Here is a 23,890-nt window from a genome sequence, read left to right on the forward strand (position 1 = left end):
ACGGTGCCGCAAGGGCCCGGACCGGCCTGCGGTCACCGTACCGGGGCGCCGTGGCCCGTTCCGCGACCGCCGGCGGCGCCGGACCGGTCCGGCGCTACCCGGTGCGCGCACCCCGCGCACCGGGCCGCACACCCGTACGCTTGGCCCCATGGAAACGCCGTCGGAGCACGTCTATCCGGCCCACTGGGAAGCCGACGTCGTCCTGCGCGACGGCGGCACCGCCCACATCCGCCCCATCACCGAGGACGACGCACAGCGCCTGGTCGACTTCTACGAGCAGGTCTCGGACGAGTCCAAGTACTACCGCTTCTTCGCGCCGTACCCCCGGCTGTCCGACCGCGACGTCCACCGCTTCACCCACCACGACTACGTCGACCGGGTCGGCCTGGCGGCCGTCGTGGGCGGGGAGTTCATCGCCACCGTGCGGTACGACCGCATCGACGCCACCGGACGCCCCGCCTCGGCGCCGGCCGACGAGGCCGAGGTGGCCTTCCTCGTCCAGGACGCCCACCAGGGCCGGGGTCTCGCCTCCGCCCTCCTCGAACACATCGCCGCCGTCGCCCGGGAGCGCGGCATCCGCCGCTTCGCCGCCGAGGTGCTGCCCGCCAACACCAAGATGATCAAAGTGTTCACGGACGCGGGCTACACCCAGAAGCGCAGCTTCGAGGACGGCGTCGTCCGGCTGGAGTTCGACCTCGAACCCACCGACCGCTCGGTGGCCGTGCAGCGCAGCCGTGAGCAGCGCGCCGAGGCCCGGTCCGTCCAGCGGCTGCTGGCCCCCGGCTCGGTCGCGGTGATCGGCGCCGGACGGCGGCCCGGCGGCATGGGACGCGCCGTCCTCCGCGCCCTGCTGCACGGCGGCTTCACCGGCCGCGTCCACGCCGTCAACCGGGCCTTCCCCGAGGGCATGGCCACCCTGGAGCCGGAGGGTGTGCCCGCCCACCGCACCGTCGGGGGGATCGGCGAGCCCGTCGACCTCGCCGTCGTCGCCGTCCCCGCGGAGTCCGTGCCGGCCGTCGTCGCCGACTGCGGCGAGCACGGCGTGCAGGGGCTGGTCGTCATCTCCTCCGGCTACGGCGAGAGCGGCCCCCAGGGGCGCGAGCGCCAGCGCGAACTGGTCCGGCAGGCCCGCTCGTACGGCATGCGCATCATCGGCCCGAACGCCTTCGGCGTCCTCAACACCGCGCCCGGCGTGCGCCTCAACGCCTCCCTCGCGCCCGAACTGCCGCCGCCCGGGCACATCGGCCTGTTCACGCAGTCCGGCGCCATCGGCATCGCTCTGCTCTCCGCGCTGCACCGGCGCGGCGCCGGCCACATCGGCACCTCGACCTTCGTCTCGGCGGGCAACCGGGCCGACGTCTCCGGCAACGACGTCCTGCAGTACTGGCACGACGACCCGGCCACCGACGTCGTGCTGATGTACCTGGAATCCATCGGCAATCCGCGGAAGTTCACCCGGCTCGCCCGCCGGACGGCCGCCGCGAAGCCGGTCGTCGTGGTGAAGGGCGCCCGGCACAGCGGCGCCGCCCCCACCGGGCACGCCGTGCCCAGCACCCGTATCCCCGACGCCACCGTCTCGGCGCTCTTCCGGCAGGCGGGAGTCATCCGCGTCGACACCGTCACCGAACTCGTCGACACCGGCCTGCTGCTGGCCGGCCAGCCGCTGCCGAACGGGCCCCGGGTGGCCATCCTCGGCAACTCCGAATCGCTCGGCCTGCTTGCCTACGACGCCTGCCTCACCGAACGGCTCCGTCCGCTCACACCGATCGACCTCACCACCCGGGCCACCCCCGACGACTTCCGCGCGGCCCTCGGCACGGCACTCGCCGACGACGTCTGCGACGCCGTCGTCGTCACCGCCATCCCCTGGGTCGGCGAGACCGACGGCCCCTCGCCCGACGAGGGCCCGGAACTGGCCGCGGCCCTGCGCGACGCCGTCGGGACGGGCGGCTCCGGCAAGCCCGTGGTGGTGGCCCACCTGGAGATGGACGGCCTCGCGGCCGCCCTCGGCGCCTCCGGCGGAAGCCCCGGAACGCCCGCCCCCGCGCCCGGCGGCACCGCGGACGCAGACGGTCCCCCACGCGGCTCGGGCATCCCCGCCTACCCCGCGGCCGAGCGCGCCGTGCGGGCGCTGGCCGAGGCCGTGCGCTACGCCGCCTGGCGCCGGACGGCCGCCGAACCGGGCCGCGTCCCCGAGTACGAGGACATCGACGAGGCCGGCGCGGGCGCCGAGATCGAGGGCCTGCTGGCCGCCGGCAGCCGGGACGCCCGCAGCTTCCCGCTCCCCGCCGACCGCGCCGCCGCCCTCCTCGCCCGGTACGGCATCGCCGTCCGGCCCGCGCTGCCCGCGCCCGACCCGGACACCGCCGCCCGGGCCGCGGCCGCCCTCGGCTATCCCGTCGCGCTCAAGACGACCGCCCCCCATCTGCGCCACCGCGCCGACCTCGGCGGCGTCCGGCTCGACCTCACCACTGAGGAGGCCCTGCGCCGCGCGTACCGGGAGTTCACCGATTTCCTGGGCAAACCGGAGGAACTGCGCCCCGTCGTGCAGGCCATGGTGCCCCGCGGCGTGGACACCGTCGTCCGGGCGGCGATCGACCCCGCGGCCGGCGCCGTGCTCTCCTTCGGTCTCTCCGGCGCGCCCTCCGAGCTGCTCGGCGACATGGCGCACCGGCTGCTGCCGGTCACCGACCGGGACGCCGCCGAGGTGATCCGCTCCCTCCGGGCCGCGCCGCTCCTCTTCGGCTGGCGCGGAGCGGACCCGGTGGACACCGCGGCCCTGGAGGAGCTGCTGCTCCGGCTCTCCCGGCTCGTCGACGACCACCCCGAGGTGGTCGCGGTGGAGCTGGAACCCGTCGTCGTCGCCGCGCACGGGCTGAGCGTGCTCGGCGCCTCGGTACGGCTCGCGGCCCCCTCCACCGGATCCGACATCGGGCCCCGCCGGCTGCCCGTCTACTGAACCGGCCCGGGCTGCCGGGCCCGTCCGCGCGGTGGTGCCGCCGTTCCTCGGGCGGTGCCGCCGCCCCGTAGGATGGGGCCATGGCGAAGACCGGCACGACGACCCAAGGGCTGCGCTCGGCGATCGAGCGCAGCGGTTACTACCCGGCCCTGGTGGCCGAGGCGGTGGAGGCCGCCGTGGGCGGCGAACCGGTCACCTCGTACCTGGTCCACCAGGAGACGACCTTCGACTCCAACGAGGTCCGCCGCCATGTCACCGTGCTGGTGCTGACCCGCACCCGCTTCATCGTCAGCCACACCGACGAGCAGGCCGCGGACGGCACCTCCCCCTCTCCGTACGCGACCACCTCCACCGAGTCGGTGCGGCTGGAGCGGATCTCCTCGGTGGTGCTCAGCCGGGTCGTGGCCAACCCCGAGTCCTACACCCCGGGCACGCTGCCCCGGGAGGTCGTCCTCACCATCGGCTGGGGCGCGGTCAACCGCATCGACCTGGAGCCCGCCGCCTGCGGCGACCCGGACTGCGAGGCCGACCACGGCTACACCGGCAACTCCACCGCCGACGACCTCAGCCTGCGGGTCAGCGAAGCCGGTGACGGCCCCGACTCCGTCCGCCAGACGCTCGCCTTCGCGCAGTCGCTCTCCGAGGCCACCGTGGCCTCCACCGCCGCCCGCTGATGGCCCAGCCCGCCACCGCCGGCTCCGCCTGGCACGATCCCGCACCCCTCGATCCGCGCTCCGCGCCCGCGCCCGCCTACGGGCACGGCTCGCTCGCCGAGCTGCTGCCGACCCTGGCCGCCGGCCTGGGGGTCCCGCGGCTGAGCGCCGGTCTGGCCCTGGAACCGGCCGACCGGAACTGCGTCTTCCTCGTGGACGGCCTCGGCTGGGAGCTGCTGAAGGCCCACCCGGACGAGGCGCCGTTCCTGACCTCCCTCCTGGCGAGCTCCAACGGCGGCACCGGAGGACCCCTCACCGCGGGCTTCCCCTCCACCACGGCCACCTCCCTCGCCTCCGTCGGCACCGGCCTGCCGCCCGGCGCGCACGGCCTCGCCGGGTACACGGTCCTGGACCCGGCGAGCGGCGCGCTGATGAACCAGCTGCGCTGGCGGCCCTGGACCGACCCGCACCTCTGGCAGCCGTATCCCACGGTCTTCCAGCTCGCGGACGCGGCGGGAATCCACACCTGCCAGGTCTCCGCGCCCGGTTTCGAGACCACCCCGCTGACCCGGGTGGCACTCAGCGGCGGCACCTTTCACGGCAGGCTCACCGGGGCGGAGCGCATGGACCTCGCCGCGGAGCAGCTCGGCGCCGCGGGCCGCTCGCTCGTCTACACGTACTACAGCGAGGTGGACGGCAAGGGGCACCGCCACGGCACCGATTCCGACGACTGGCGTGCCGAACTCGCCTTCGTGGACCGGCTGGCGCTGCGGCTCGCCGAGCAACTGCCGCCCCGCTCGGCGCTCTACATCACCGCCGACCACGGGATGGTCGACATCCCGTTCGACGAGGAGTCCCGGATCGACTTCGACGAGGACTGGGAACTGCGCGCCGGCGTCGCCGTCCTCGGCGGCGAGGCCCGGGCCCGGCACGTCTACGCCGTTCCCGGCGCCGCCGGTGACGTCGCCGCCGTCTGGCGGGAGGTGCTCGGCGACCGGATGTGGGTGGCCACCCGCGACGAGGCCGTCGAGGCGGGCTGGTTCGGCCCCGTGGAGGAGCGGGTGTACGGCCGCATCGGCGATGTGGTCGCCGCGGCCTGCGCCGATGTGGCGATCACCGCCTCCCGCACCGAGCCCAACGAGTCCTCGATGGTGGGGCTGCACGGTTCGATGACGGCCGCCGAACAGCTCGTCCCGCTGCTGGCGGTACGCTCCTGACCGGTCCCCGCGCGCCGGCCGCCCGCACGGCCTCCGCGGGGCCGGCGGCGAACGGCGACGACCCGAACCGAAAGGCCCTCCACTCCCGATGCCCGAACTGGTCTTCTTCAGCGGCACGATGGACTGCGGGAAATCGACCCTCGCCCTGCAGATCGAGCACAACCGGTCGGCGCGCGGCCTCCAGGGCCTGATCTTCACCCGGGACGACCGGGCCGGGGAGGGCAAGCTGTCCTCCCGGCTGGGACTGGTCACCGAGGCCATCGAGGCGGCCGCGGACCTCGACCTCTACGCCCATCTCGTCGGCCATCTCTCCGGGGGCGGCCGTGCGGACTACGTGATCGCCGACGAGGCGCAGTTCCTCGCCCCCGCCCAGGTCGACCAACTCGCCCGTGTCGTCGACGATCTGGACCTCGACGTCTTCGCCTTCGGCATCACGACCGACTTCCGCTCCAAGCTCTTCCCCGGCTCGCAGCGGCTGGTCGAACTCGCCGACCGCATCGAGACCCTGCAGGTGGAGGCGCTCTGCTGGTGCGGCGCCCGGGCCACCCACAACGCCCGCACGGTCGGCGGTGAGATGGTCGTCGAAGGCGCGCAGGTCGTGGTCGGGGACGTCGGCCTGTCCGGAGGCGAGACCGGATACGAGGTGCTGTGCCGCCGCCACCACCGGCGACGGATGACCTCGGCCGCGGCCCGCGCCGCCGCGCTCTCACCGGACGTCCTCCCCGTCGACCGCGGGGAACGGGCCGCCGTCAGCGGGCCGTCCGCAGCAGATTGAAGACCGCGCCCTCGGGGTCGGCGACCGTGGCCACCCGCCCGAACGGCAGGTCGTGCGGCGGGGCCAGCAGTCTGCCGCCCAGACCGGTCGCCCGGCGCGCGTCGGCGTCCGGATCGGCCGACTCGAAGTACGTCATCCAGCGCGGTCCGCGGCTCCGGACCGGCTCCTCGCCCAGCTCCCGCACACTGGCCACCGGCTTGCCGTCCAGGGACAGCGTGATCTCCTCCGGGCCGTTGGCCGTGCTCTCGTAGCCGAAGACCGCCTCGTAGAACTTCGCGGCCGCCAAGTCCTGCTGCTGCAGGTCGTTCCAGGTCTGGGTGCCCGGCTCACCGGAAGCCTGCGCTCCGGCCAGGGCCAGTCCCTGCCAGATCCCGAAGACCGCGCCGAACGGGTCCGAGGCGATCGCCAGCCGCCCCGCGTCCCCGGCGTCCAGCGGGCCGACGGCGACCGTGCCGCCGCAGGCGCGGATCAGCTCGGCGGTCGCGTCCGCGTCGTCCGTGGCCAGATACGTGGTCCAGGCCACCGGCAGCTCACGCCCGCCCGACAGCTCGCCCACCCCGGCGACCTCGCGTCCGTCCAGCTGGGCGCGGACGTACGGCCCGAGCTGCCGGGGCGCGGGCACGAAGGTCCAGCCGAACAGGGCTCCGTAGAACTCCTGGGTCGCCGCCAGGTTGTGTGCCATCAGGCTCACCCAGCAGGGCGTCCCCGGTGTACGCGGCGTGGCTGCCTCGGTCATCGTCACTGTTCTCCTCGGGCCTCTCGGGGCGGCGTTCGGATCCGGGCGGGGGCGGGCGCGCGCCGTCGCGGTGGGAGGCGCCCGGCCACATGCTTGCACCAGCTGCCGCGCCGAGGGAGACGGCCGCGCCGCGTTCCATGGCTTTGGGGTCAAGGATGCCCACTTTGCCGTTGCGTATCCGTACCGATGATCCGGCTGTCCGACAACTGCCCGCCGTACGGCTGGTTTCCGGGGTCCGCACGCTGCGCGGCCGGGACTGCGCAAAGATGGCCGCATGGACACCCTCATCACCGCATCCGAACTGGCCCGGGAAGCAGCGGGCGGGCGGCCGCCGGTCGTGCTCGACGTGCGCTGGGAACTGGGCGGCCCACCCGGCCGGCAGGCGTACGAGGAGGGGCACGTCCCCGGCGCGGTCTTCGTGGACCTGGAGGCCGACCTCGCCGGACCCGCCGGAAGCGGCGGACGGCATCCGCTGCCGGATCCGGCCGTGTTCGGGGCCGCGATGCGCCGGGCCGGCGTCTCCTCCGAGCGGCCGGTCGTGGTGTACGACGATGCGCAGGGCTGGGGCGCGGCCCGCGCGTGGTGGCTGCTCCGCTGGGCCGGGCACCCGTCGGTCCGTGTGCTCGACGGCGGTCTGCGGGCCTGGCGGGAGAACGGCGGTCCGCTGGAGACGGCCGAACCCGCCCCGCCCGAGGGCGCGTTCGCGCCCGTCCCGGGCGGTCTGCCGGTGCTGGGCCCCGACGAGGCCGCCGAACTGGCCCGCAAGGGAGTGCTGCTGGACGCGCGTGCGGCGGAGCGCTACCGCGGCGAGGTGGAGCCGATCGACCCGGTGGCGGGCCACATCCCGGGCGCGCTGTCCGCCCCGACGGCCGGCAACCTCACCGCCGAGGGCCGGTTCCGCCCGGCGCGCGAACTCGCCGAGCGCTTCGCCGCCCTCGGGGTCCGCGGTGACGCACCCGTGGGCGTGTACTGCGGCTCCGGAGTCTCGGCGGCGCAGGAGGTGATCGCGCTGGAACTGGCGGGCATTCCGGCGGCCCTGTACGCCGGCTCCTGGAGCGAGTGGTCCGCCGACCCGGACCGCCCGGTCGCCACGGGCGCCGACCCGGGCTGACCCGGGCTGACCCGGCCCCTGGACCGGATCCGCTCCGTACGCGCGAACGCCCGGTGGTCCGGCTACTCCTGCTTCTTGCGGCGCGTGCCGAAGACGATCTCGTCCCAGCTCGGCACGGCCGCGCGGCGGCCCGGACGGACGCCGTCCGCCTCCGCCTGCCGGTCCGTGGTGCCGGTGAGCCGGTCCCGGTGCCCGGCCACGGCGCGCGGCATCAGCACGTCGGCGTACGCCGAACCCGCGCTCGCCGCGGCGGCGGGCGGGGCCGCGGGCTCCTCGGCGGCCGCCGGCTCGTCGTCCGGCGGGCCGTCGGCGGGCTCGGCCCGGGACGGCGAGGTCTGCTCCGGTACGACGAGGTCTCCCCGGAAGCTGGGCACCGCCTCCAGCAGGCTGGTCAGCGAGTCGCGGTCGCGGCTCTCCCGCTCGGCGGGTTCCTCGGACTCGGACCGGGCCGACAGCGCCCGGTCCGGCCGCTCCGAGCGGTCGATCGGGACGGTGCGGTCCATCGGCCGGTCCCGGGGCAGCCGGGCGATCCGGGGGACGAACGGAATGCTCGGCTCGGGGGTGTCGTCCGTGTCCCCGATCAGCGAGCGCGCCTCGTCGTCCACCGCCTGCACCAGCCGGCGCGGGGGGTCGTACGTCCAGCTCGCGGAGTGCGGTTCACCGGCGACCCGGTAGACGAGCAGCACCTCCCAGGTGCCGTCGTCGCGCCGCCAGGAGTCCCACTGGGCGGTGTCCTTCTCCGCCCCGCGCAGCATCAGCCGCTCCGCGACGGCCTCGCCGAGCTGGGGTCCGGTGTTCTCGCCCGGGCGGCGGACCGGGGTCTTGCGGGCCCGCTCGGCCATGAAGGCGCGCTCGGCGAGCACCGGGCCCTCGAAGCGGCGCACGCGCTCCACGGGGATGCCGGCGAGCTGCGCGACCTCCTCGGCGGAGGCTCCCGCCCTTATGCGTGCCTGGATGTCCCGGGGGCGGAGGTGGCTCTCGACCTCGATCTCGATCTGGCCCAGCCGGGCACGGTCGTTCCGCACGGCGGCGCGCAGCCGCTCGTCGATCGGAAGGGTGTATTCCGTGCTGTCCGCAGCCTTCAGCACCAGCCGTGTGCCGTCGTTGCTGACGGCCACGACACGCAGTTCGGGCATGGGGACCTCCCGGGTGGTGCCTGCCGACGTCACGTGCGTCGCTGCTTCCGCTAGACGAGTGTGGCCTGCCCGGGTGCAGCCTGCCACAGCATTGCCGAGTTGCCCGGCGTGTCGGGCCCGGGGCCTTCTCCGCCGTTGTGACGCGGTAACCCAAATGTCACGATGTGTGACCGCGCCGTCCGTCCCATGCACCCTACCCAGGTCCTGCCACGACTGCGTCGGTCCGAACCCTGCTCCGGGCCGCTTTCGCAGCTCCGGGCAGCCTGGCGGGGAGCCGGAGCCAGGATTGGCCACAGTACTCCATTCAGCCCACCCGGGTGGACTGGCGCGCCGCCGACTTCCGTCCACGGGCCGGGATCGGCCGGGGCGTCGATAACCCCGGCGGAAGGAGTTTCACGGAATCTCCTGATGCGGAGCAATCCACTCCGTTCGTCGAGTCCCACCGGCGTCGCGGCCCCACCGGGGGTGCGGTGGACGGAGAGTGACGGGGGGCCGGCCCCGGCGGGCGGCAACCGCCGCGGCCGCCGGGCCCGTACATCCGACCGAAGGAGCAGAAAGCGGTACGCGCGGACGCCCCGGCGCCCCGGTCAGTCGCCCAGGACCCGCCGCAGATACGGGTTGCCGAACACCCGCTCCGGGTCGAGCCGGTCGCGCAGCGCCGTGAACTCGCCGAAACGCGGGTACACGGAGGCGAGTTGCCCCGCGTCGCGGCTGTGCAGCTTCCCCCAGTGCGGACGTCCCTCATGCGCCGTCATGATCCGCTCGACCTCCGAGAAGTACCGCCGGTACGGGGTGCCCCGGTACAGATGCACGGCGAGGTAGACGCTGTCCCGGCCGGAGGCGGTGGAGAGCGTGATGTCGTCGGCCGGCGCGGTGCGCACCTCGACGGGGAAGCCGACGCGCAGGCCGGACCGTTCGATGAGAGCCTTCACCTCGCGCAGCGCCGCGGTGCCCGCCGCGCGGGGGACCGCGTACTCCATCTCCACGAAGCGGACCCGGCGCGGGCAGGTGAACACCTTGTACGGGATGTCGGTATAGGTGCGGGCGGACAGCGCGCGGCCGGTGATCCGGGCCAGCCGCGGTATCGCGGCGGGCACGGCCCGTCCCGCCGAACAGACCAGCTGGAAGGCACCGTTGGAGAGCAGCTCGTCGTCGACCCAGCCGCTGACCCGCCCGAGCGGGGCGGGGGGACCGGCGCTGCGGTTGTTCCGCTTGGTGTTGCAGTGCTCCGTGTGCGGGAACCAGTAGAACTCGAAGTGCTCGTTCTCCTGCGTCAGTTGGTCGAACTCGGAGAGCACCCGGCCCAGCGGCATCGGTTCCTCGCGGGCGGTCAGCAGGAAGAGCGGTTCGACGGCGAAGGTGAGGGCCGTGACGATCCCCAGCGCGCCGAGGCCTATCCGGGCGGAGGCGAAGACCTCGGGATTCTCCTCGCGGGAGCAGTGCAGCACCGAGCCGTCGGCGGTGACCAGTTCCAGGGCGGCGAGCTGGGCCGACAGGGATCCCGAGTCCCGCCCGGTGCCGTGCGTCCCGGTGCTGGTGGCGCCGGCGGCGGTCTGCGCCATGATGTCGCCCATGTTCGTCAGCGACAGGCCCGCGCCGGCCAGCGTCTGATTGAGCTGCCACAGCGGGGTGCCCGCCGCGACGGTGACCGTTCCCGCGTCCCGGTCGATCCGCCGGACCCCGGTCAGCCGGTCGGGGCGGAGGAGCACGCCGTCGGTGGCCGCGGCGGCGGTGAAGGAGTGGCCGGTACCGACGGCCTTCACCGGTATGCCCTCCTCGGCCGCCGCCTTGACGGTCCGGGCCACCTCGTCCGTGGTCGCGGGGGCGAGGGAGCGCAGCGGCCGCGCGGCCACCGTCCCCGCCCAGTTACGCCACGCGCCGCCGGTCTTCTGCGTCATGAACTCCCACTCTCTCCCGCCGCGGAGCCGGCCGGAGCCGGCGGTATCCCAGGGATGCCACCACTGCCGCGAGAAGTCCAGCCCCGGCGGGTACCGAGTATCCGGCCCCGGCGCCCGCCGCGTCGACCACCCGGCCGCCGAGGGCCGCCCCGCCGGCGATGCCGAGCTGCACTCCGGTGCTCGTCCAGGTCATGCCCTCGGTCAGCCGCGCCGCGGGGACGTGCTGCGCGACCAGGGCCATGGTGGTGACCGCCGTGGGCGCGATCGTCATGCCGGCGAAGAAGAGGGCCGCGGCCAGCGCGGCCAGATTCCCGGCGAGCAGGAGGGGCAGCGCGCAGAGGGCCATCGCCCACACCCCGAGCAGCCACCGCCGGGCCGGCGGGCCCCTGAGGTCCAGCAGCCCGAACACCCAGGCGGCCAGCCCCGACCCCAGGGCGTACACCGCCAGGACGGGCCCGGCCAGCGCCGGGCGGCCGGCCTCCTCCGCGAACGCCACCGTCACCACGTCGACGGAGCTGAAGATCGCGCCGCAGGCGCCGAACGTCAGCACGAGCACCCGCAGGCCGGGGGAGCGGAGCGCCGACCCCCCGGCGTGCTGCTCGCGGGGGTGCGGCACGGGCTCGGTGGCGCGCTGAGCGGTCAGCCAGAGGACGCCCGAGACGAGGAACACCAGGGCGGCCAGCGGCCCCGCCTCCGGGAACCACTGGGTGGACAGGCCGATGGAGATCAGCGGTCCCAGGACGAAGCAGATCTCGTCGACCAGCGACTCCCAGGAGTAGGCCGTGTGCAGTTTCCGCGGCTCCTCCCGGTGGAGCGCGGCCCAGCGGGAGCGGACCATCGAGCCGAGGTGCGGCACACAGCCGGCGCCGGCGGCGAAGACGAACAGCGTCCAGGAGGGCAGTCCCTGGCGGGCGCTCACCAGCAGCCCCGTCACGGCCGTCACCGCGCCGAGCAGGGCGGGGCGCAGCACGCGGCGCTGGCCGTACCGGTCGACCAGCCGCGACATCCGCGGCGACAGACAGGCGGAGGAGAGGGCCAGCGTCGCGGCGACCGCTCCCGCCAGCCCGTAGCGGCCCGTCAGCCGGGAGATCATCGTGACGACGCCGATGGCCAGCATGGCCGCGGGCATCCGCCCCAGCAGGCCGGCCGCGGAGAAGGCCCTGGTGCCGGGGCGCGCGAAGATCTCGCGGTAGGGACTGGGCACGGACGGCTCCGGCGGGGACCTGGCAGCGGGAGAGGGCGCTCCAGCCTACGGCCGTCCGGAACCGCGGCGCCCGGGTATTTTCCCGGCCACCGGTGGCGGGTGGCAGGATCGGCGGCATGTCCGATCAGTCAGTCCCCGATCCCTACGACGCCCTGCTGCTCCTCTCCTTCGGCGGCCCCGAGGGGCCGGACGACGTGGTGCCCTTCCTGGAGAACGTCACCCGCGGCCGGGGGATCCCCCGCGAGCGGCTGGAGGAAGTGGGGCAGCACTACTTCCTCTTCGGGGGCGTGAGCCCCATCAACGACCAGAACCGCGAGCTGCTCGCCGCGCTCCGGCGGGAGTTCGCGGAACACGGCCCGGACCTCCCCGTGTACTGGGGCAACCGCAACTGGGCGCCCTACCTCACGGACACCCTGCGGGAGATGGCCGCCGCCGGGCACCGCCGCATCCTGACCCTCGCCACCAGCGCCTACGCCTCGTACTCCGGCTGCCGCCAGTACCGCGAGAACCTCGCGGCGTCGCTCGCGGCCCTGGAGGCGGAGGGCCTGCCGCTGCCGCGGATCGACAAGCTCCGCCACTACTTCAACCATCCCGGCTTCGTCGAGCCCATGACCGAGGCGGCGCTCTCGGCGCTGGCCGGGCTGCCGGAGGAGGTGCGGGAGGGCGCCCATCTGGCGTTCACCACGCACTCCGTCCCCACGGCCTCGGCCGACACCTCCGGGCCTCCCGAGGGCCACGGCGACGGCGGCGCGTACGTCGCGCAGCACCTGGACGTGGCCCGGACGATCGCCGCCGCGGTGCGCGCCGCGGACGGTGTGGAGCGGCCGTGGCGGCTCGTCTACCAGTCGCGCAGCGGCGCCCCGCACATCCCCTGGCTGGAGCCGGACGTCTGCGACCACCTGGAGGAGCTGCACGGAGCGGGCGCGTCCGCGGCCGTCATGGTCCCCATCGGCTTCGTCTCCGACCACATGGAGGTCATCTACGACCTCGACACGGAGGCCATGGCGAAGGCCACCGCGCTGGACCTGCCGGTGGCCCGGGCGGGCACCGTCGGCGCCGACCCGCGCTTCGTGGCCGGCATCCGGGAGCTCGTCCTGGAGCGCGCGGCCGCCGAGCGCGGCGAGGAGGTGCGGCGCCGCGCGCTGGGCACCCTCGGCGCGAGCCACGACCTCTGCCCGGTGGGCTGCTGCCCCGGCCGGGCGCCGAAGCCCGCCGCGGCCGGCGCGGACGACCCGTACGCGGGAGCCGTGCGATGAGCGCCCGGGAGACGGACCTCGGAGCGCTGGGCCGGGAGCTGCTGCCGGTCGCCCTGGAGGCCGCCGAGCGCGCCGGGACGCTGCTGCGCGACAGCCGCCCGGACGATCTCGGCGTGGCCGCCACCAAGTCCAGCGCCATCGACGTGGTCACCGAGATGGACCTCGCCTCGGAGAAGCTGATCAGGGATTTCCTCGCGGAGCGGCGGCCGGACGACGGCCTCCTCGGCGAGGAGGGCGCGGACACCGCGGGCAGCAGCGGGGTCCGCTGGATCGTCGACCCGATCGACGGCACGGTCAACTACCTCTACGGGCGGCCCGACTGGGCGGTGAGCATCGCCGCCGAGGCCGGCGGGGAGACGGTGGTCGGCGTGGTGGCGGCACCGGTGCGGGGCGAGACCTCGCGGGCCGTGCTGGGCGGCGGGGCGTACCGGGGGGAGCGGCGGCTGCGCTGCAATCCCGCGCCGCCGCTGGAGCGGGCCCTCGTCGGCACCGGCTTCGGCTATGTCCGCGAGCGCAAGATCGGGCAGGCCGCGGTCCTTCGCGCGCTGGTCCCGGACCTGCGGGACGTCCGGCGCTCCGGGTCCGCGGCGATCGACCTCTGCGACGTGGCGGCGGGCCGGCTCGACGGCTACTACGAGCGCGGGCTGAACCCGTGGGACTACGCCGCGGGCGAGCTGATCGCCCGGGAGGCCGGAGCGGTCACCGGCGGGCGGCCGGGGCAGCCGCTCTCCGGCGAGCTCGCCGTGGCCGCCCCGCCGGGGCTCTTCGAGGCGCTGCGCGGCCGGCTGGAGGAACTGGGCGCCTGGCACGACGACCACCCCGCCGGCTGAGCGGGCCGCCCACGCCGAAGCGGCTCGCGCACCGCGGGCAGACGAAGGGCGCCCCGGTACCGGGTGAACGGTACCGGGGCGCCCCTGGCTGTGACCGGGCCGGCTCAGGCGCTCAGCGCGCCGACCTCCACGCCGTGCTCGGCTGCGAGGCGGCGAAGATCGTCCAGTTCCGCCAGCTCCACCTCCACGAGGAAGTCGTCGCCCGTCTCCCGAGCGCGCGTCAGGTCGGACTCGGTGCTCTGTATACGCTGCAGAAGTCCTGCGGTGAACGCGTCCATGGTTGCGCCCCCTCGTCGTGGGTCGATGGCACGGGGGTGTGCCGACGGTGGGTTGATCACGCACCGCTTCTCTGCGGGGGACAGCAGGTCGTGGCATGCCACGTACAGGGCGTGATCTCGGATGTGCATTCGTCCTCCCCAGCCCGGACCTCAGAGAAACCTCAAACGCGATAAGAATCCTGATTCTCCCGATCCGGTGATCTCTTACCGCCGGTTTACGGCCGGCGGGGGCAGGATGGGGAGGATCACCCGAACAGCGTCCGGCCTGCTCACGGGCCGCGGGACAGGGAAGGGAACATGCCGTGCGCGTACTCGTCGTCGAGGACGAGCAGCTGCTCGCCGATGCGGTGGCCACCGGGCTGCGCCGGGAGGCCATGGCCGTCGACGTCGTGTACGACGGCGCCGCCGCCCAGGAGCGGGTCGATGTCAACGAGTACGACGTGGTCGTCCTCGACCGGGACCTGCCGCTCGTGCACGGGGACGACGTCTGCCGGCACATCGTGGAGCTCGGGCTGCCGACCCGGGTGCTGATGCTCACCGCCTCCGGCGACGTCAGCGACCGCGTCGAGGGCCTGGAGATCGGTGCCGACGACTACCTCCCCAAGCCGTTCGCCTTCAGCGAACTCACCGCCCGGGTGCGGGCCCTGGGCCGCCGCGCCACCGCGCCGCTGCCCCCCGTACTGGAGCGGGCCGGCATCCGGCTCGACCCCAACCGGCGCGAGGTCTACCGGGACGGCCGGCAGGTGCAGCTGGCGCCGAAGGAGTTCGCGGTACTGGAGGTGCTGATGCGCGCCGAGGGCTCCGTGGTCTCGGCCGAGCAGCTGCTGGAGAAGGCCTGGGACGAGAACACCGACCCCTTCACCAACGTCGTCCGGGTCACGGTGATGACCCTCCGCCGCAAGCTCGGCGAGCCGCCCGTGATCATCACGGTCCCCGGCTCCGGCTACCGGGTCTGAGCGGCCGTGGCCGGCACCCCCGCGCCCCCCGCGACGCCCCCCAAGCCCACCTGGGACCCCCCGGCCCCGCCGGGCGGCCCGCGGCCCTGGCTCCGTCCGACCATCCGGATACGGCTCACCCTGCTCTACGGCGGCATGTTCCTGATCGCCGGCATCGTGCTGCTGTCGATCATCTACCTGCTGGCCGCCGAGGCGCTGGACAAGGGCAATACCCTGCCCTTCAAGCTGCTGGAGGGCAGCTTCCGGCCGACGAGCAGCACCTGCCCGAACCTCACCGGCCGCTTCTTCGAGAACCACGAGGAGTTCAACGCCGCGCTGGAAGTCTGCATGGACTACCAGCGGCAACAGGCGCTGGACAACCTCCTGCGGCGCTCCCTGCTGGCCCTGCTCGGCCTCAGCGTGGCCGCGTTCGCCTTCGGCTACGCCATGGCGGGCCGGGTGCTCTCGCCGCTCGGCCGGATCACCCGCACCGCCCGCAGGGTGGTGGGCTCCGACCTGTCCCGCCGTATCGAACTGGACGGCCCGGACGACGAGTTGAAGGAACTGGCGGACACCTTCGACGAGATGCTGGACCGGCTGGACCGGGCCTTCGACGCGCAGCGCCGCTTCGTCGCCAACGCCTCGCACGAGCTGCGCACCCCGCTGGCGATCAACCGCACCCTGCTGGAGGTCCAGCTCTCCGACCCGGAGGCGGGGCCCGAGCTCACCCAGCTCGGCAAGACGCTGCTGGCCACGAACGAGCGCAGTGAGCAGCTCGTCGAGGGCCTGCTGCTGCTGGCCCGGAGCGAGAACGAGATCGTCGACCGCAAGCCGGTCGACCTGGCGGAGGTCGCCTCCCAGGCCGTGGAGCAGGTCCGCGGGGAGGCCCGGGACCAGGGCGTGGAGCTGCGGGGCGAGCGCCGGCTCGCGGTGGTCCTGGGCAACGGGGTGCTGCTGGAGCGCGTCGCCCTCAACCTGCTGCAGAACGCGGTGCGGTACAACGTGCCGGACGGCTGGGTGGAGATCTCCACCGGGCAGTGGGAGGGCGGGGCGTCCCTGGTGGTCTCGAACACCGGTCCGGTGGTTCCGGCGTACGAGCTGGAGAACATCTTCGAGCCCTTCCGCAGACTGCGCACCGAGCGGACCGGCAGCGACCGGGGCGTCGGCCTGGGGCTGTCGATCGTGCGCTCCGTGGTCCGGGCGCACGGCGGCCACGTCAGCGCGGAGCCGCGGGAGGGCGGTGGTCTCGTGATGCGGGTCACCCTCCCCGTCTGAGATGCTGGCCGTGGTTCGCTTTGGGCGGAAATTCCCGGGACGGTCCCGGGGCTCCCCTTGTGGAATCGCTCACAATCGCGATTTTCGGCCCCTTGACGCTCCGTGAGTGAACAGGTCCCCGGAAAGCCCGGAAAATGGCGGTTTCCAGGGTCCTCGATCACGGGAAGTACACGGGATGGCCCCGCACAGCGGGGGAACACGACCGTGTACGGTCCCCATCGCCATCCAACGCGCTCGCCCCTTCAGGGGGGCGGTTGGGTGTCGATTGAGTAACAGGCCTTGATGTGAGGCAAAATCTCCGCCTCAGGTCGGGCACAAGACCGGCCCCTCACGCGTTACGAGCGCTGAGACACCAGCAGACACCCAGAGGGGGAGAGCGACATGGCGACGGACTACGACACCCCACGCAAGACCGATGACGAGCTCAACGAGGACAGCCTCGAAGAGCTCAAGGCCCGGCGCAACGACAAGTCCACGTCCAGCGTGGACGTCGACGAGTTCGAGCAGGCCGAGGGCCTGGAGCTGCCCGGTGCGGACCTCTCCAACGAGGAGCTGTCCGTCCGCGTGCTGCCCCGCCAGGCCGACGAGTTCACCTGCATGAGCTGCTTCCTCGTACACCACCGCAGCCAGCTGGCCGCGGAGAAGAACGGCCAGCCGATCTGCCGCGACTGCGCGGCCTGAGGCCGGGACGGCCGTGACAGGCTCCACGCCGTCCCGTAAACCTCGCATCCGGCGGCAGGGCTCCCCGGGTTCCGGGGAGGAACACGCGGGCCGTACGGCCCCCGTGGAAGGCGCTCAGGCGCCCGCGGAACAGGACGCCCTGCCGGCGGACCCCACCGGACGCCCCGACCAGGCGTCCGGCACCGGCCCCGCGCCCGGAGGGCGGGGCCGTACGGCCTCCCTCGTGGCGGCGGCCGGACGGGGGGTCGCCCGTGGCGGGCGCAGTGTCCGCACCGGCCTCGCCGTGGTATCCGACCGCATCATCGACACCGCCCCGCGCGTCCCGGTCCGCGATCTGACGGCCCTCCGCCGCCAGTTCCCCGGGCTCGACGCCGAGGAGCTGGCCGACAAGCTGGTGGCCGGAGCGGTCCGGGCCTCCTCCGCGGTCGGCGCGAGCGTGGGCGCGGCGGCCATGCTGCCCTCCCCTCCCGCGATGCCGGCCGAGCTGGCCGCCGAGATCGTCGGCGTCGCCTCCGTCGAGTACAAGCTCATCGCGGAGCTCCACGAGGTCTACGGCATCCGCGCCCCCGGCAACGCCACGCAGCGGGCCTACGCCTACCTCGCCGCCTGGACCGAGCGGCGCGGGATCGACGTCGCCGCGACGGCCGATGTGAGTTCCCTGCTGGGGGCCCAGATGCGCAGACAGCTGCGGCACCAGGTGCTCAAGCGCACCGTGCGCAACTTCCCCACCCTGGTCCCCTTCATGATCGGTGCCGCCGCCGGGGCCGTGATGAACCGGCGCGAGACCGCGGCGCTCGCCGCGAAGGTCCGCCGGGACCTGCGCCGGCGGCAGGTGCCCTGGGACCAGCTCCCTCCCGGTCCGGACCCGGAGCCCGGCAACCCCGAGTCCCTCCGGGGACCGGACGGCCGGAGCCCGCGGGACGGAGCCCCGGACGCGGAGGGCTGAGACGCGGCCGCCGGCCCGGACGGCGCGGAACCGGGCCGTCAGGACCGTACGGCCGCCAGCGCGGCGGCCAGCTCCTCGGGGTGCCGGGTCGAGAGATAGACGTACGGCGTGGGGTCGGCCGGGTCGGTGACCTCCACCCGCAGCGCCGTCGGGATGTAGCTGCGCAGCAGCATGAAGGCGCGCGGATCGGCCTTGTGGGTGCGCCACGCCGCCGCCTCCGCCCGGTCCAGCACCTCCGCCTCGCCCAGGGCCTCCACGGGGATCCGCGCGTCCCCGGCCACCAGCGAGCCCGCCACCACCCGGATCCGCGCCGAGCCGTACGCGCTCACCGCCGCCGCCCCGAGCGCCCCGCCGGCGATCAGCGCGCCCAGCACCGCCAGGGTGCCGAAGGGCGCCGCGGTCAGGGCGCAGAAGAGCCCGGCGGACACGGCGACGGCCCACCAGGAGGGGGGTGCGGTGAGGCGTTCCTCGTACGACTGCATGGTCCCAGCTTGGCACGCCCGCGACCGGTCGTGACCGGCGCGGGTAGGGTCTGCACTCGTGAGTGGACCCATGACATCGCTGACGCCCCCGGCCGGCGCCCGGCAGCCGGTACGGCACCCGGAAGCCCCCGCGCCCGGGGAGCTGCTCGGCTCCCATTACGACCAGTGCTTCGGCTGCGGCGGCGAGCAGCCGCACGGACTGCATCTGGAGACGCGCGCCGGCGAGGGCGTGAGCGTCACCGCCGTCTTCACCGTCCGGGAGGTGCACCAGGGCGCCCCCGGCCTCGCCCACGGCGGTGTGCTGGCCACCGCGCTGGACGAGACCCTCGGTGGGCTGAGCTGGCTGCTGCGCACCATCGCGGTGACCGGCCGGCTGGAGACGGACTACGTCCGGCCGGTGCCGGTGGGCACCGAGCTGCACCTGGCGGCGGAGGCGACCGCGGTGCACGGCCGCAAGATCTACAGCACCGCCACCGGCCGCATCGGCGGCCCGGACGGGCCCGTCGCCGTCCGGGCGACCGCGCTGTTCATCGAGGTGAAGGTCGACCACTTCATCGAGAACGGCCGGGACGAGGAGATCCGGGCCGCGATGTCGGACCCGGACCAGATCAAGGTCACCCGCGCCTTCGAGGTGAACCCGTGACCCGCCCGCCGGTGGACGTGCTGCTGCGCCGTCTCCACCCGGGGGTGCCGGTCCCCTCGTACGGGCACCCCGGCGACGCGGGGGCCGACCTCGTCACCACCGAGGCCGCCGAACTCGCCCCCGGGGAGCGCGCGGTGCTGCCCACCGGGGTGGCGATCGCCCTCCCCGACGGCTACGCGGCGTTCGTGCACCCGCGCTCCGGCCTCGCCGCCCGCTGCGGCGTCGCCCTCGTGAATGCGCCCGGCACCGTCGATGCCGGGTACCGTGGGGAGATCAAGGTGACCGTGGTCAACCTGGACCCGCGCGAGACCGTGCGGTTCGAGCGGTTCGACCGGGTCGCCCAGCTGGTCGTCCAGCAGGTCGAGAAGGTGAGCTTCCACGAGGTCGCGGAGCTGCCGGGTTCGGCACGGGGCGCGAACGGCTTCGGATCGACCGGTGGCCACGCCGCGATGGACGGCTCCACCGGGGGACATGATTACGCTTCGGTCGTCAACGACCGGGAAGGACAGTGACGTGTTCGGACGTCGTCGCAAGGGACGCGCAGACGCTGAGAACACCGCGGGCAGGGACGGTGCGGACGCGGCCGCACCCGGGCCGGGCGGCGAGGAGCCGGAGGCCGCGGAGGAGACCGGGCCGCGCAGAGTGAACCTGCCGCCCGCGCCCCGGCCCGACGGGCCCTGGGACATCTCCGAGGTGAGCCGGCCCGCCGAGGGCCGCGTCGACCTCGGCGGGATCTTCGTACCCGGGGTCGAGGGCATGGAGCTGCGGGTCGAGGTCGCCGGTGACTCGATCGTCGCGGCCACCGTCGTGCTGCGGGACAGCGCCATCCAACTGCAGGCCTTCGCCGCGCCCAAGCGCGAGGGCATCTGGGGTGAGGTCCGCGAGGAGATCGCGGGCGGCATCACCCAGCAGGGCGGTGTGGTCGACGAGGTCGAGGGCCCGCTGGGCTGGGAACTCCGCGCCCAGGTGCCCGTCCAGCTGCCGGACGGCAAGAACGGCGTACAGCTGGTGCGCTTCGTCGGCGTCGACGGCCCGCGCTGGTTCCTGCGCGGTGTGATCTCCGGCCAGGGCGCGGTCCAGCCGCAGGCCGCCGGCCTGCTGGAGCAGATTTTCCGGGACACCGTGATCGTCCGGGGCGAACAGCCGATGGCTCCGCGCGATCCGATCGTCCTCAAACTGCCGGACGACGCGCAGATGGTGCCGGACGGCGTCCAGCAGGACGAGGCGGAGTCCTCGCAGGGCTCCCGCTTCGCGGGCGGCGCCGAGCGTCTGGCCCGCGGCCCGGAGATCACCGAGATCCGCTGACGGACCCGGGGCGGGGACGCCGCGCCGACGCCGTCAGGGCGCGGTTTCCCGCCGCCGGTCCGCCCGTCCCGGGCGGACCGCGCGCCTCCGGCCCCGCCGAGGGCACCGGGGAGGGCGCCGCGATCGCGCGCCGGAGCCGCCGGTATTCCGGCCGCGGGTGCCGGAGCGGTGCGCCGAGCCGACAGAATGGGCCCATGGGACGGGGCAAGCTCAGGATCTACCTCGGGGCCGCGCCGGGGGTCGGGAAGACCTACGCGATGCTCTCCGAGGCGCACCGGCGCGCCGAGCGGGGCACCGATGTCGTCGTCGCGTTCGCCGAGCCGCACGGACGGCGGCGCACCGCCGCGCTGCTGGAGGGGCTGGAGCAGGTCCCCCGGCGGAAGCCGGAGGACGGCGGCGGGGCCGGCGCGGGCGAGATGGACGTGGCCGCCGTGCTGGAGCGGCGGCCCGCCGTCGCCGTCGTCGACGAACTCGCCCACACCAACGCGCCGGGATCGCGGAACCCCAAGCGGTGCAAGGACGTCGAGGAGCTGCTGCGGGCCGGGATCGACGTGATCTCCACCGTGAACATCCAGCATCTGGAGTCGCTGGGCGATGTGGTGGAGTCCATCACCGGCGTCCGGCAGAGCGAGACGGTGCCGGACGAGGTGGTGCGCCGGGCCGACCAGATCGAGCTGGTCGACATGTCGCCCGAGGCGCTGCGCCGGCGGATGGCGCACGGCAACATCTACGCCCCCGACAAGGTCGACGCGGCCCTCTCCAACTACTTCCGCCCCGGCAACCTCACCGCCCTGCGCGAACTGGCGCTGCTGTGGACCGCCGACCGGGTCGACGAGTACCTGCAGCAGTACCGCAGCGAGCACCGCATCCGTTCCACCTGGCAGGCCCGGGAGCGGATCGTCGTCGGGCTCACCGGCGGCCCCGAGGGCCGGACGCTGCTGCGCCGCGCCGCACGGGTGGCGGCCCGGGGCTCCGGCGGGGAGATCCTCGCCGTGCACATCTCGCCGAGCACCGGGCTGGCCTACCCCTCGCCGAAGGAACTGGCCGTCCAGCGCACGCTGGTGGAGGACCTCGGCGGCACCTTCCACCACGTGATCGGCGACGCGGTGCCGGCCGCGCTGCTGGACTTCGCGCGCGGGGTCAACGCCACCCAGATCCTGCTGGGGTCCAGCCGCCGCAAGCCCTGGCAGTACGTTTTCGGTCCGGGCGTGGGCGCGACGGTCGCCCGCGAATCGGGCCCCGACCTCGACGTGCACATCGTCACCCACGAGGAGGCCGCCAAGGGGCGCGGGCTGCCGGTGCCGCGCGGGGTGGCGCTCGGCCGCTCGCGGAGCGTGGCGGGCTGGCTCGCGGGCATCGCCGGGCCGGTGCTGCTCACCGTGGTCCTCACGGCGCAGCACCCGCGTCCGGAGTTCGCCAACGACGTCCTGCTGTACCTCTTCCTCACCGTGCTGGCGGCGCTGCTGGGCGGGCTGCTGCCGGCGCTGGCCGCGGCCGCCATCGGCACCGTGCTGCTCAACTACTTCTTCACCCCGCCCGTCCGCACGCTGACCGTCGCCGACCCCGGCAATCTCGTCTCCATGGTCGTTTTCTTCACGGTCGCCGTCTCCGTCGCCTCGGTCGTCGACCTGGCCGCGCGGCGCACCCAGCAGGCGGCGCGGCTGCGCGCGGAGTCGCAGATCCTGTCCTTCCTGGCGGGCGGCGTCCTGCGCGGCGAGACCAGTCTGGAGGCGCTGCTGGAGCGGGTCCGGGAGACCTTCGGCATGGACTCGGTGGCCCTGCTGGAACGGGAGAGCGATGTCGAGCCGTGGCGCCGGGCCGGCGGCGTGGGCCCGGTCCCCGCGTCCTGCCCCGAGGACGCCGACGTCGACATGCCGGTCGGGGACCACATGATGCTGGCGCTGCGCGGCCGGGTGCTGCCCGCCGCCGACCGCCGGGTGCTCTCCGCCTTCGCCGCCCAGGCCGTGGCCGTACGGGACCGGGAGCGGCTGGTCGGCGAGGCCGAGCAGGCCCGGGAGCTGGCGGAGGGAAACCGGATCCGCACCGCCCTGCTCGCCGCCGTCTCGCACGATCTGCGCACGCCGCTCGCCGGGATCAAGGCGGCCGTCTCCTCGCTCCGCTCCGAGGACGTGTCCTGGTCGGAGGAGGACGAGCGGGAACTGCTGGCGGGCATCGAGGACGGCGCTGACCGGCTCGACCACCTGGTGGGCAATCTGCTCGACATGTCGCGGCTGCAGACCGGCACCGTCACCCCGCTGATCCGCGACGCCGACCTCGACGAGGTGGTGCCGGTGGCCCTCGGCGGCGTTCCCGACGGCAGCGTGGTGCTGGACATCCCCGAGGTGCTGCCGATGGTGGCCGTGGACCCCGGGCTGCTGGAGCGGGCCGTGGCCAACATCGTGGAGAACGCGGTCAAGTACAGCCCGGAGGGGGTGCCGGTGCTGGTCGCGGCGAGCGCGCTGGGGGAGCGGGTGGAGATCCGGGTGGTGGACCGGGGGCCGGGGGTGCCGGACTCCGAGAAGGAACGGATATTTGAACCGTTCCAGCGGCACGGCGACGCCCCGAGCGGGGCCGGGGTGGGCCTCGGCCTCGCCGTCGCCCGCGGTTTCGCCGAGGCGATGGGCGGCACGCTCGCCGCCGAGGACACCCCCGGCGGCGGTATGACGATGGTGCTCACCGTGCGGGCCGCGGCCGGCCGCCCGCCGTGCCGCCCGGATCTCCCGGCGACGGTGACCTCGTGAGCGCGGCGTCCGACGGCGAGGCGTATGGTCCTCCCGGCCCGGGGCGGCGGAGCGCCACCGGGCGCCGGAGACGAGAGAAAGGCCGCACAGCCATGCCGCAGTCACCCGCACGGCCCGGTCCGGCCCGGCGGAGGGTCCTGGTGGTCGACGACGAGCCGCGGATCGTCCGGGCCCTCGTGATCAACCTGCGGGCGCGCGACTACGAGGTCGACACCGCCGCCGACGGCGCCACCGCTCTCCGCACGGCGGCCGCCCGCCCTCCCGACGTGGTGGTCCTCGACCTCGGGCTGCCCGACATGGACGGGGTGGACGTCCTCCACGAGCTGCGCCGCACGAGCCGGGTACCGGTCCTGGTGCTCTCCGCCCGCCACACCTCCGGCGAGAAGGTGAAGGCCCTCGACGCCGGCGCGGACGACTACGTCACCAAACCCTTCGGCATGGACGAACTGCTGGCCCGGCTGCGCGCCGCCGTCCGGCGCTCCGAGCCCGTCGCCGCCGCTGCCGAGGAGACGGTGCTGGTGGAGACCGAGGAGTTCACCGTCGACCTGGCCGCGAAGCGCGTCAACCGCGCCGGCCGGGACATCCGGCTGACCCCGACGGAGTGGCATCTGCTGGAGGTGCTGGTCCGCAGTCCGGGGCGGCTGGTGGGCCAGAAACAGCTGCTGCAGGAGGTGTGGGGGCCCTCCTACGGCACCGAGACCAACTATCTCCGGGTCTACATGGCGCAGCTCCGCCGTAAACTGGAGGCGGACCCTTCACATCCCCGGCATTTCATCACCGAGCCCGGCATGGGCTACCGCTTCGAGCCGTGATCCGTCCGGCCCCGCCC

Annotated in this window: 22 protein-coding genes; 16 read left to right on the forward strand and 6 right to left on the reverse strand. The window is 74.4% G+C overall.

Annotated elements, in window-relative coordinates; translation table 11 throughout:
* Nucleotides 1-148: 148 nt before the first annotated feature.
* From KBZ10_RS13550 to KBZ10_RS13565, 4 genes are all read left to right on the forward strand, one after another.
* Entirely contained in the window at nt 149-2,959 is a 2,811-nt protein-coding gene (locus KBZ10_RS13550; protein WP_210987847.1) for a bifunctional GNAT family N-acetyltransferase/acetate--CoA ligase family protein, read from the forward strand.
* Between the two features lie 80 nt (nt 2,960-3,039).
* Nucleotides 3,040-3,633, forward strand: coding sequence for a DUF5998 family protein (locus KBZ10_RS13555; protein WP_210987848.1), 594 nt, complete (start codon nt 3,040-3,042; stop codon nt 3,631-3,633).
* Nucleotides 3,633-4,829 carry an alkaline phosphatase family protein gene (locus KBZ10_RS13560; RefSeq protein ID WP_210987849.1) on the forward strand — a complete coding sequence of 399 codons (1,197 nt, stop codon included), beginning with the start codon at nt 3,633-3,635 and terminating at the stop codon, nt 4,827-4,829. Before KBZ10_RS13555 ends, KBZ10_RS13560 begins: the two co-directional genes overlap by 1 nt.
* 88 nt (nt 4,830-4,917) lie before the next feature.
* A complete protein-coding gene (locus KBZ10_RS13565) occupies nt 4,918-5,604 on the forward strand; it encodes a thymidine kinase (RefSeq protein ID WP_210987850.1) in 687 nt (228 codons plus the stop codon).
* On the opposite strand, the gene KBZ10_RS13570 is transcribed toward KBZ10_RS13565, so the two are convergent.
* Nucleotides 5,579-6,340: a VOC family protein gene (locus KBZ10_RS13570; protein ID WP_210987851.1), complete on the reverse strand. Its 762-nt coding sequence runs from the start codon at nt 6,338-6,340 to the stop codon at nt 5,579-5,581. The two genes, KBZ10_RS13565 and KBZ10_RS13570, sit on opposite strands and share 26 nt — an antisense overlap.
* Before the next feature lie 274 nt (nt 6,341-6,614).
* On the opposite strand from KBZ10_RS13570, the gene KBZ10_RS13575 reads away from it, so the two are divergent.
* Nucleotides 6,615-7,451 (forward strand): sulfurtransferase, encoded by an 837-nt coding sequence (locus tag KBZ10_RS13575; RefSeq protein WP_210987852.1) that lies wholly within the window; start codon nt 6,615-6,617, stop codon nt 7,449-7,451.
* Between the two features lie 62 nt (nt 7,452-7,513).
* Here KBZ10_RS13575 and sepH read toward each other — a convergent pair whose 3' ends face one another.
* The 3 genes from sepH to KBZ10_RS13590 all read right to left on the reverse strand — a co-directional run bounded on the left by sepH (nt 7,514) and on the right by KBZ10_RS13590 (nt 11,689).
* Complete coding sequence (gene sepH, locus KBZ10_RS13580; RefSeq protein ID WP_210987853.1) at nt 7,514-8,620, reverse strand: septation protein SepH; 1,107 nt, start codon at nt 8,618-8,620, stop codon at nt 7,514-7,516.
* A gap of 554 nt (nt 8,621-9,174) precedes the next feature.
* Nucleotides 9,175-10,485, reverse strand: a complete 1,311-nt coding sequence (locus KBZ10_RS13585; protein WP_210987854.1) for a D-arabinono-1,4-lactone oxidase — start codon at nt 10,483-10,485, stop codon at nt 9,175-9,177.
* The gene (locus tag KBZ10_RS13590; RefSeq protein ID WP_210987855.1) at nt 10,454-11,689 is read right to left on the reverse strand and encodes an MFS transporter; all 1,236 of its coding nucleotides are present in this window, start codon (nt 11,687-11,689) and stop codon (nt 10,454-10,456) included. Before KBZ10_RS13590 ends, KBZ10_RS13585 begins: the two co-directional genes overlap by 32 nt.
* 116 nt (nt 11,690-11,805) lie before the next feature.
* Between KBZ10_RS13590 and KBZ10_RS13595 the strand changes: the two genes are divergently transcribed.
* Both KBZ10_RS13595 and KBZ10_RS13600 read left to right on the forward strand, forming a co-directional pair.
* Entirely contained in the window at nt 11,806-12,945 is a 1,140-nt protein-coding gene (locus KBZ10_RS13595; protein WP_210987856.1) for a ferrochelatase, read from the forward strand.
* Nucleotides 12,942-13,775: an inositol monophosphatase family protein gene (locus KBZ10_RS13600; protein WP_210987857.1), complete on the forward strand. Its 834-nt coding sequence runs from the start codon at nt 12,942-12,944 to the stop codon at nt 13,773-13,775. Before KBZ10_RS13595 ends, KBZ10_RS13600 begins: the two co-directional genes overlap by 4 nt.
* A 104-nt stretch (nt 13,776-13,879) precedes the next feature.
* Here the strand turns inward: KBZ10_RS13600 and KBZ10_RS13605 are convergent, their stop codons facing one another.
* Complete coding sequence (locus KBZ10_RS13605; RefSeq protein ID WP_210987940.1) at nt 13,880-14,182, reverse strand: hypothetical protein; 303 nt, start codon at nt 14,180-14,182, stop codon at nt 13,880-13,882.
* Nucleotides 14,183-14,355: 173 nt separating this feature from the next.
* On the opposite strand from KBZ10_RS13605, the gene KBZ10_RS13610 reads away from it, so the two are divergent.
* The 4 genes from KBZ10_RS13610 (at nt 14,356) to KBZ10_RS13625 (ending at nt 17,890) form a co-directional block, all read left to right on the forward strand.
* Nucleotides 14,356-15,009 (forward strand): response regulator transcription factor, encoded by a 654-nt coding sequence (locus KBZ10_RS13610; RefSeq protein ID WP_210987858.1) that lies wholly within the window; start codon nt 14,356-14,358, stop codon nt 15,007-15,009.
* 6 nt (nt 15,010-15,015) lie between these two features.
* The gene (locus KBZ10_RS13615; protein ID WP_210987859.1) at nt 15,016-16,263 is read left to right on the forward strand and encodes a HAMP domain-containing sensor histidine kinase; all 1,248 of its coding nucleotides are present in this window, start codon (nt 15,016-15,018) and stop codon (nt 16,261-16,263) included.
* Nucleotides 16,264-16,644: 381 nt separating this feature from the next.
* Nucleotides 16,645-16,944: a DUF4193 domain-containing protein gene (locus KBZ10_RS13620; protein WP_069817140.1), complete on the forward strand. Its 300-nt coding sequence runs from the start codon at nt 16,645-16,647 to the stop codon at nt 16,942-16,944.
* A gap of 13 nt (nt 16,945-16,957) precedes the next feature.
* Nucleotides 16,958-17,890: a hypothetical protein gene (locus tag KBZ10_RS13625; RefSeq protein ID WP_374223348.1), complete on the forward strand. Its 933-nt coding sequence runs from the start codon at nt 16,958-16,960 to the stop codon at nt 17,888-17,890.
* Between the two features lie 38 nt (nt 17,891-17,928).
* On the opposite strand, the gene KBZ10_RS13630 is transcribed toward KBZ10_RS13625, so the two are convergent.
* The gene (locus tag KBZ10_RS13630) at nt 17,929-18,372 is read right to left on the reverse strand and encodes a DUF3093 domain-containing protein (protein ID WP_210987861.1); all 444 of its coding nucleotides are present in this window, start codon (nt 18,370-18,372) and stop codon (nt 17,929-17,931) included.
* Between the two features lie 70 nt (nt 18,373-18,442).
* On the opposite strand from KBZ10_RS13630, the gene KBZ10_RS13635 reads away from it, so the two are divergent.
* The 5 genes from KBZ10_RS13635 to KBZ10_RS13655 all read left to right on the forward strand — a co-directional run bounded on the left by KBZ10_RS13635 (nt 18,443) and on the right by KBZ10_RS13655 (nt 23,873).
* A complete protein-coding gene (locus KBZ10_RS13635; RefSeq protein ID WP_247702325.1) occupies nt 18,443-19,015 on the forward strand; it encodes a PaaI family thioesterase in 573 nt (190 codons plus the stop codon).
* Nucleotides 19,012-19,527 carry a dUTP diphosphatase gene (gene dut / locus KBZ10_RS13640; protein WP_210987863.1) on the forward strand — a complete coding sequence of 172 codons (516 nt, stop codon included), beginning with the start codon at nt 19,012-19,014 and terminating at the stop codon, nt 19,525-19,527. Before KBZ10_RS13635 ends, dut begins: the two co-directional genes overlap by 4 nt.
* A gap of 1 nt (nt 19,528) precedes the next feature.
* Nucleotides 19,529-20,320 carry a DUF3710 domain-containing protein gene (locus KBZ10_RS13645; protein ID WP_307847396.1) on the forward strand — a complete coding sequence of 264 codons (792 nt, stop codon included), beginning with the start codon at nt 19,529-19,531 and terminating at the stop codon, nt 20,318-20,320.
* Nucleotides 20,321-20,514: 194 nt separating this feature from the next.
* Entirely contained in the window at nt 20,515-23,061 is a 2,547-nt protein-coding gene (locus KBZ10_RS13650) for a DUF4118 domain-containing protein (protein ID WP_210987865.1), read from the forward strand.
* A 92-nt stretch (nt 23,062-23,153) separates the two neighbouring features.
* Nucleotides 23,154-23,873 (forward strand): response regulator, encoded by a 720-nt coding sequence (locus tag KBZ10_RS13655; RefSeq protein ID WP_210987866.1) that lies wholly within the window; start codon nt 23,154-23,156, stop codon nt 23,871-23,873.
* Nucleotides 23,874-23,890 lie beyond the last annotated feature (17 nt).

Source organism: Streptomyces sp. F63, assembly GCF_018070345.1.
Taxonomy (GTDB): Bacteria; Actinomycetota; Actinomycetes; order Streptomycetales; family Streptomycetaceae; genus Streptomyces.

Excerpts from the sequence above, each read along its gene's own strand:
- KBZ10_RS13565 (WP_210987850.1), top strand. The coding sequence starts at position 4,918 with ATGCCCGAACTGGTCTTCTTCAGCGGCACGATGGACTGCGGGAAATCG.
- KBZ10_RS13620 (WP_069817140.1), top strand. The coding sequence starts at position 16,645 with ATGGCGACGGACTACGACACCCCACGCAAGACCGATGACGAGCTCAAC.
- KBZ10_RS13600 (WP_210987857.1), top strand. The coding sequence starts at position 12,942 with ATGAGCGCCCGGGAGACGGACCTCGGAGCGCTGGGCCGGGAGCTGCTG.
- KBZ10_RS13605 (WP_210987940.1), bottom strand. The coding sequence starts at position 14,182 with ATGCACATCCGAGATCACGCCCTGTACGTGGCATGCCACGACCTGCTG.
- KBZ10_RS13635 (WP_247702325.1), top strand. The coding sequence starts at position 18,443 with ATGACATCGCTGACGCCCCCGGCCGGCGCCCGGCAGCCGGTACGGCAC.
- KBZ10_RS13650 (WP_210987865.1), top strand. The coding sequence starts at position 20,515 with ATGGGACGGGGCAAGCTCAGGATCTACCTCGGGGCCGCGCCGGGGGTC.
- KBZ10_RS13555 (WP_210987848.1), top strand. The coding sequence starts at position 3,040 with ATGGCGAAGACCGGCACGACGACCCAAGGGCTGCGCTCGGCGATCGAG.
- KBZ10_RS13630 (WP_210987861.1), bottom strand. The coding sequence starts at position 18,372 with ATGCAGTCGTACGAGGAACGCCTCACCGCACCCCCCTCCTGGTGGGCC.
- KBZ10_RS13585 (WP_210987854.1), bottom strand. The coding sequence starts at position 10,485 with ATGACGCAGAAGACCGGCGGCGCGTGGCGTAACTGGGCGGGGACGGTG.
- KBZ10_RS13570 (WP_210987851.1), bottom strand. The coding sequence starts at position 6,340 with ATGACCGAGGCAGCCACGCCGCGTACACCGGGGACGCCCTGCTGGGTG.
- KBZ10_RS13550 (WP_210987847.1), top strand. The coding sequence starts at position 149 with ATGGAAACGCCGTCGGAGCACGTCTATCCGGCCCACTGGGAAGCCGAC.
- KBZ10_RS13575 (WP_210987852.1), top strand. The coding sequence starts at position 6,615 with ATGGACACCCTCATCACCGCATCCGAACTGGCCCGGGAAGCAGCGGGC.
- KBZ10_RS13595 (WP_210987856.1), top strand. The coding sequence starts at position 11,806 with ATGTCCGATCAGTCAGTCCCCGATCCCTACGACGCCCTGCTGCTCCTC.
- KBZ10_RS13560 (WP_210987849.1), top strand. The coding sequence starts at position 3,633 with ATGGCCCAGCCCGCCACCGCCGGCTCCGCCTGGCACGATCCCGCACCC.
- KBZ10_RS13655 (WP_210987866.1), top strand. The coding sequence starts at position 23,154 with ATGCCGCAGTCACCCGCACGGCCCGGTCCGGCCCGGCGGAGGGTCCTG.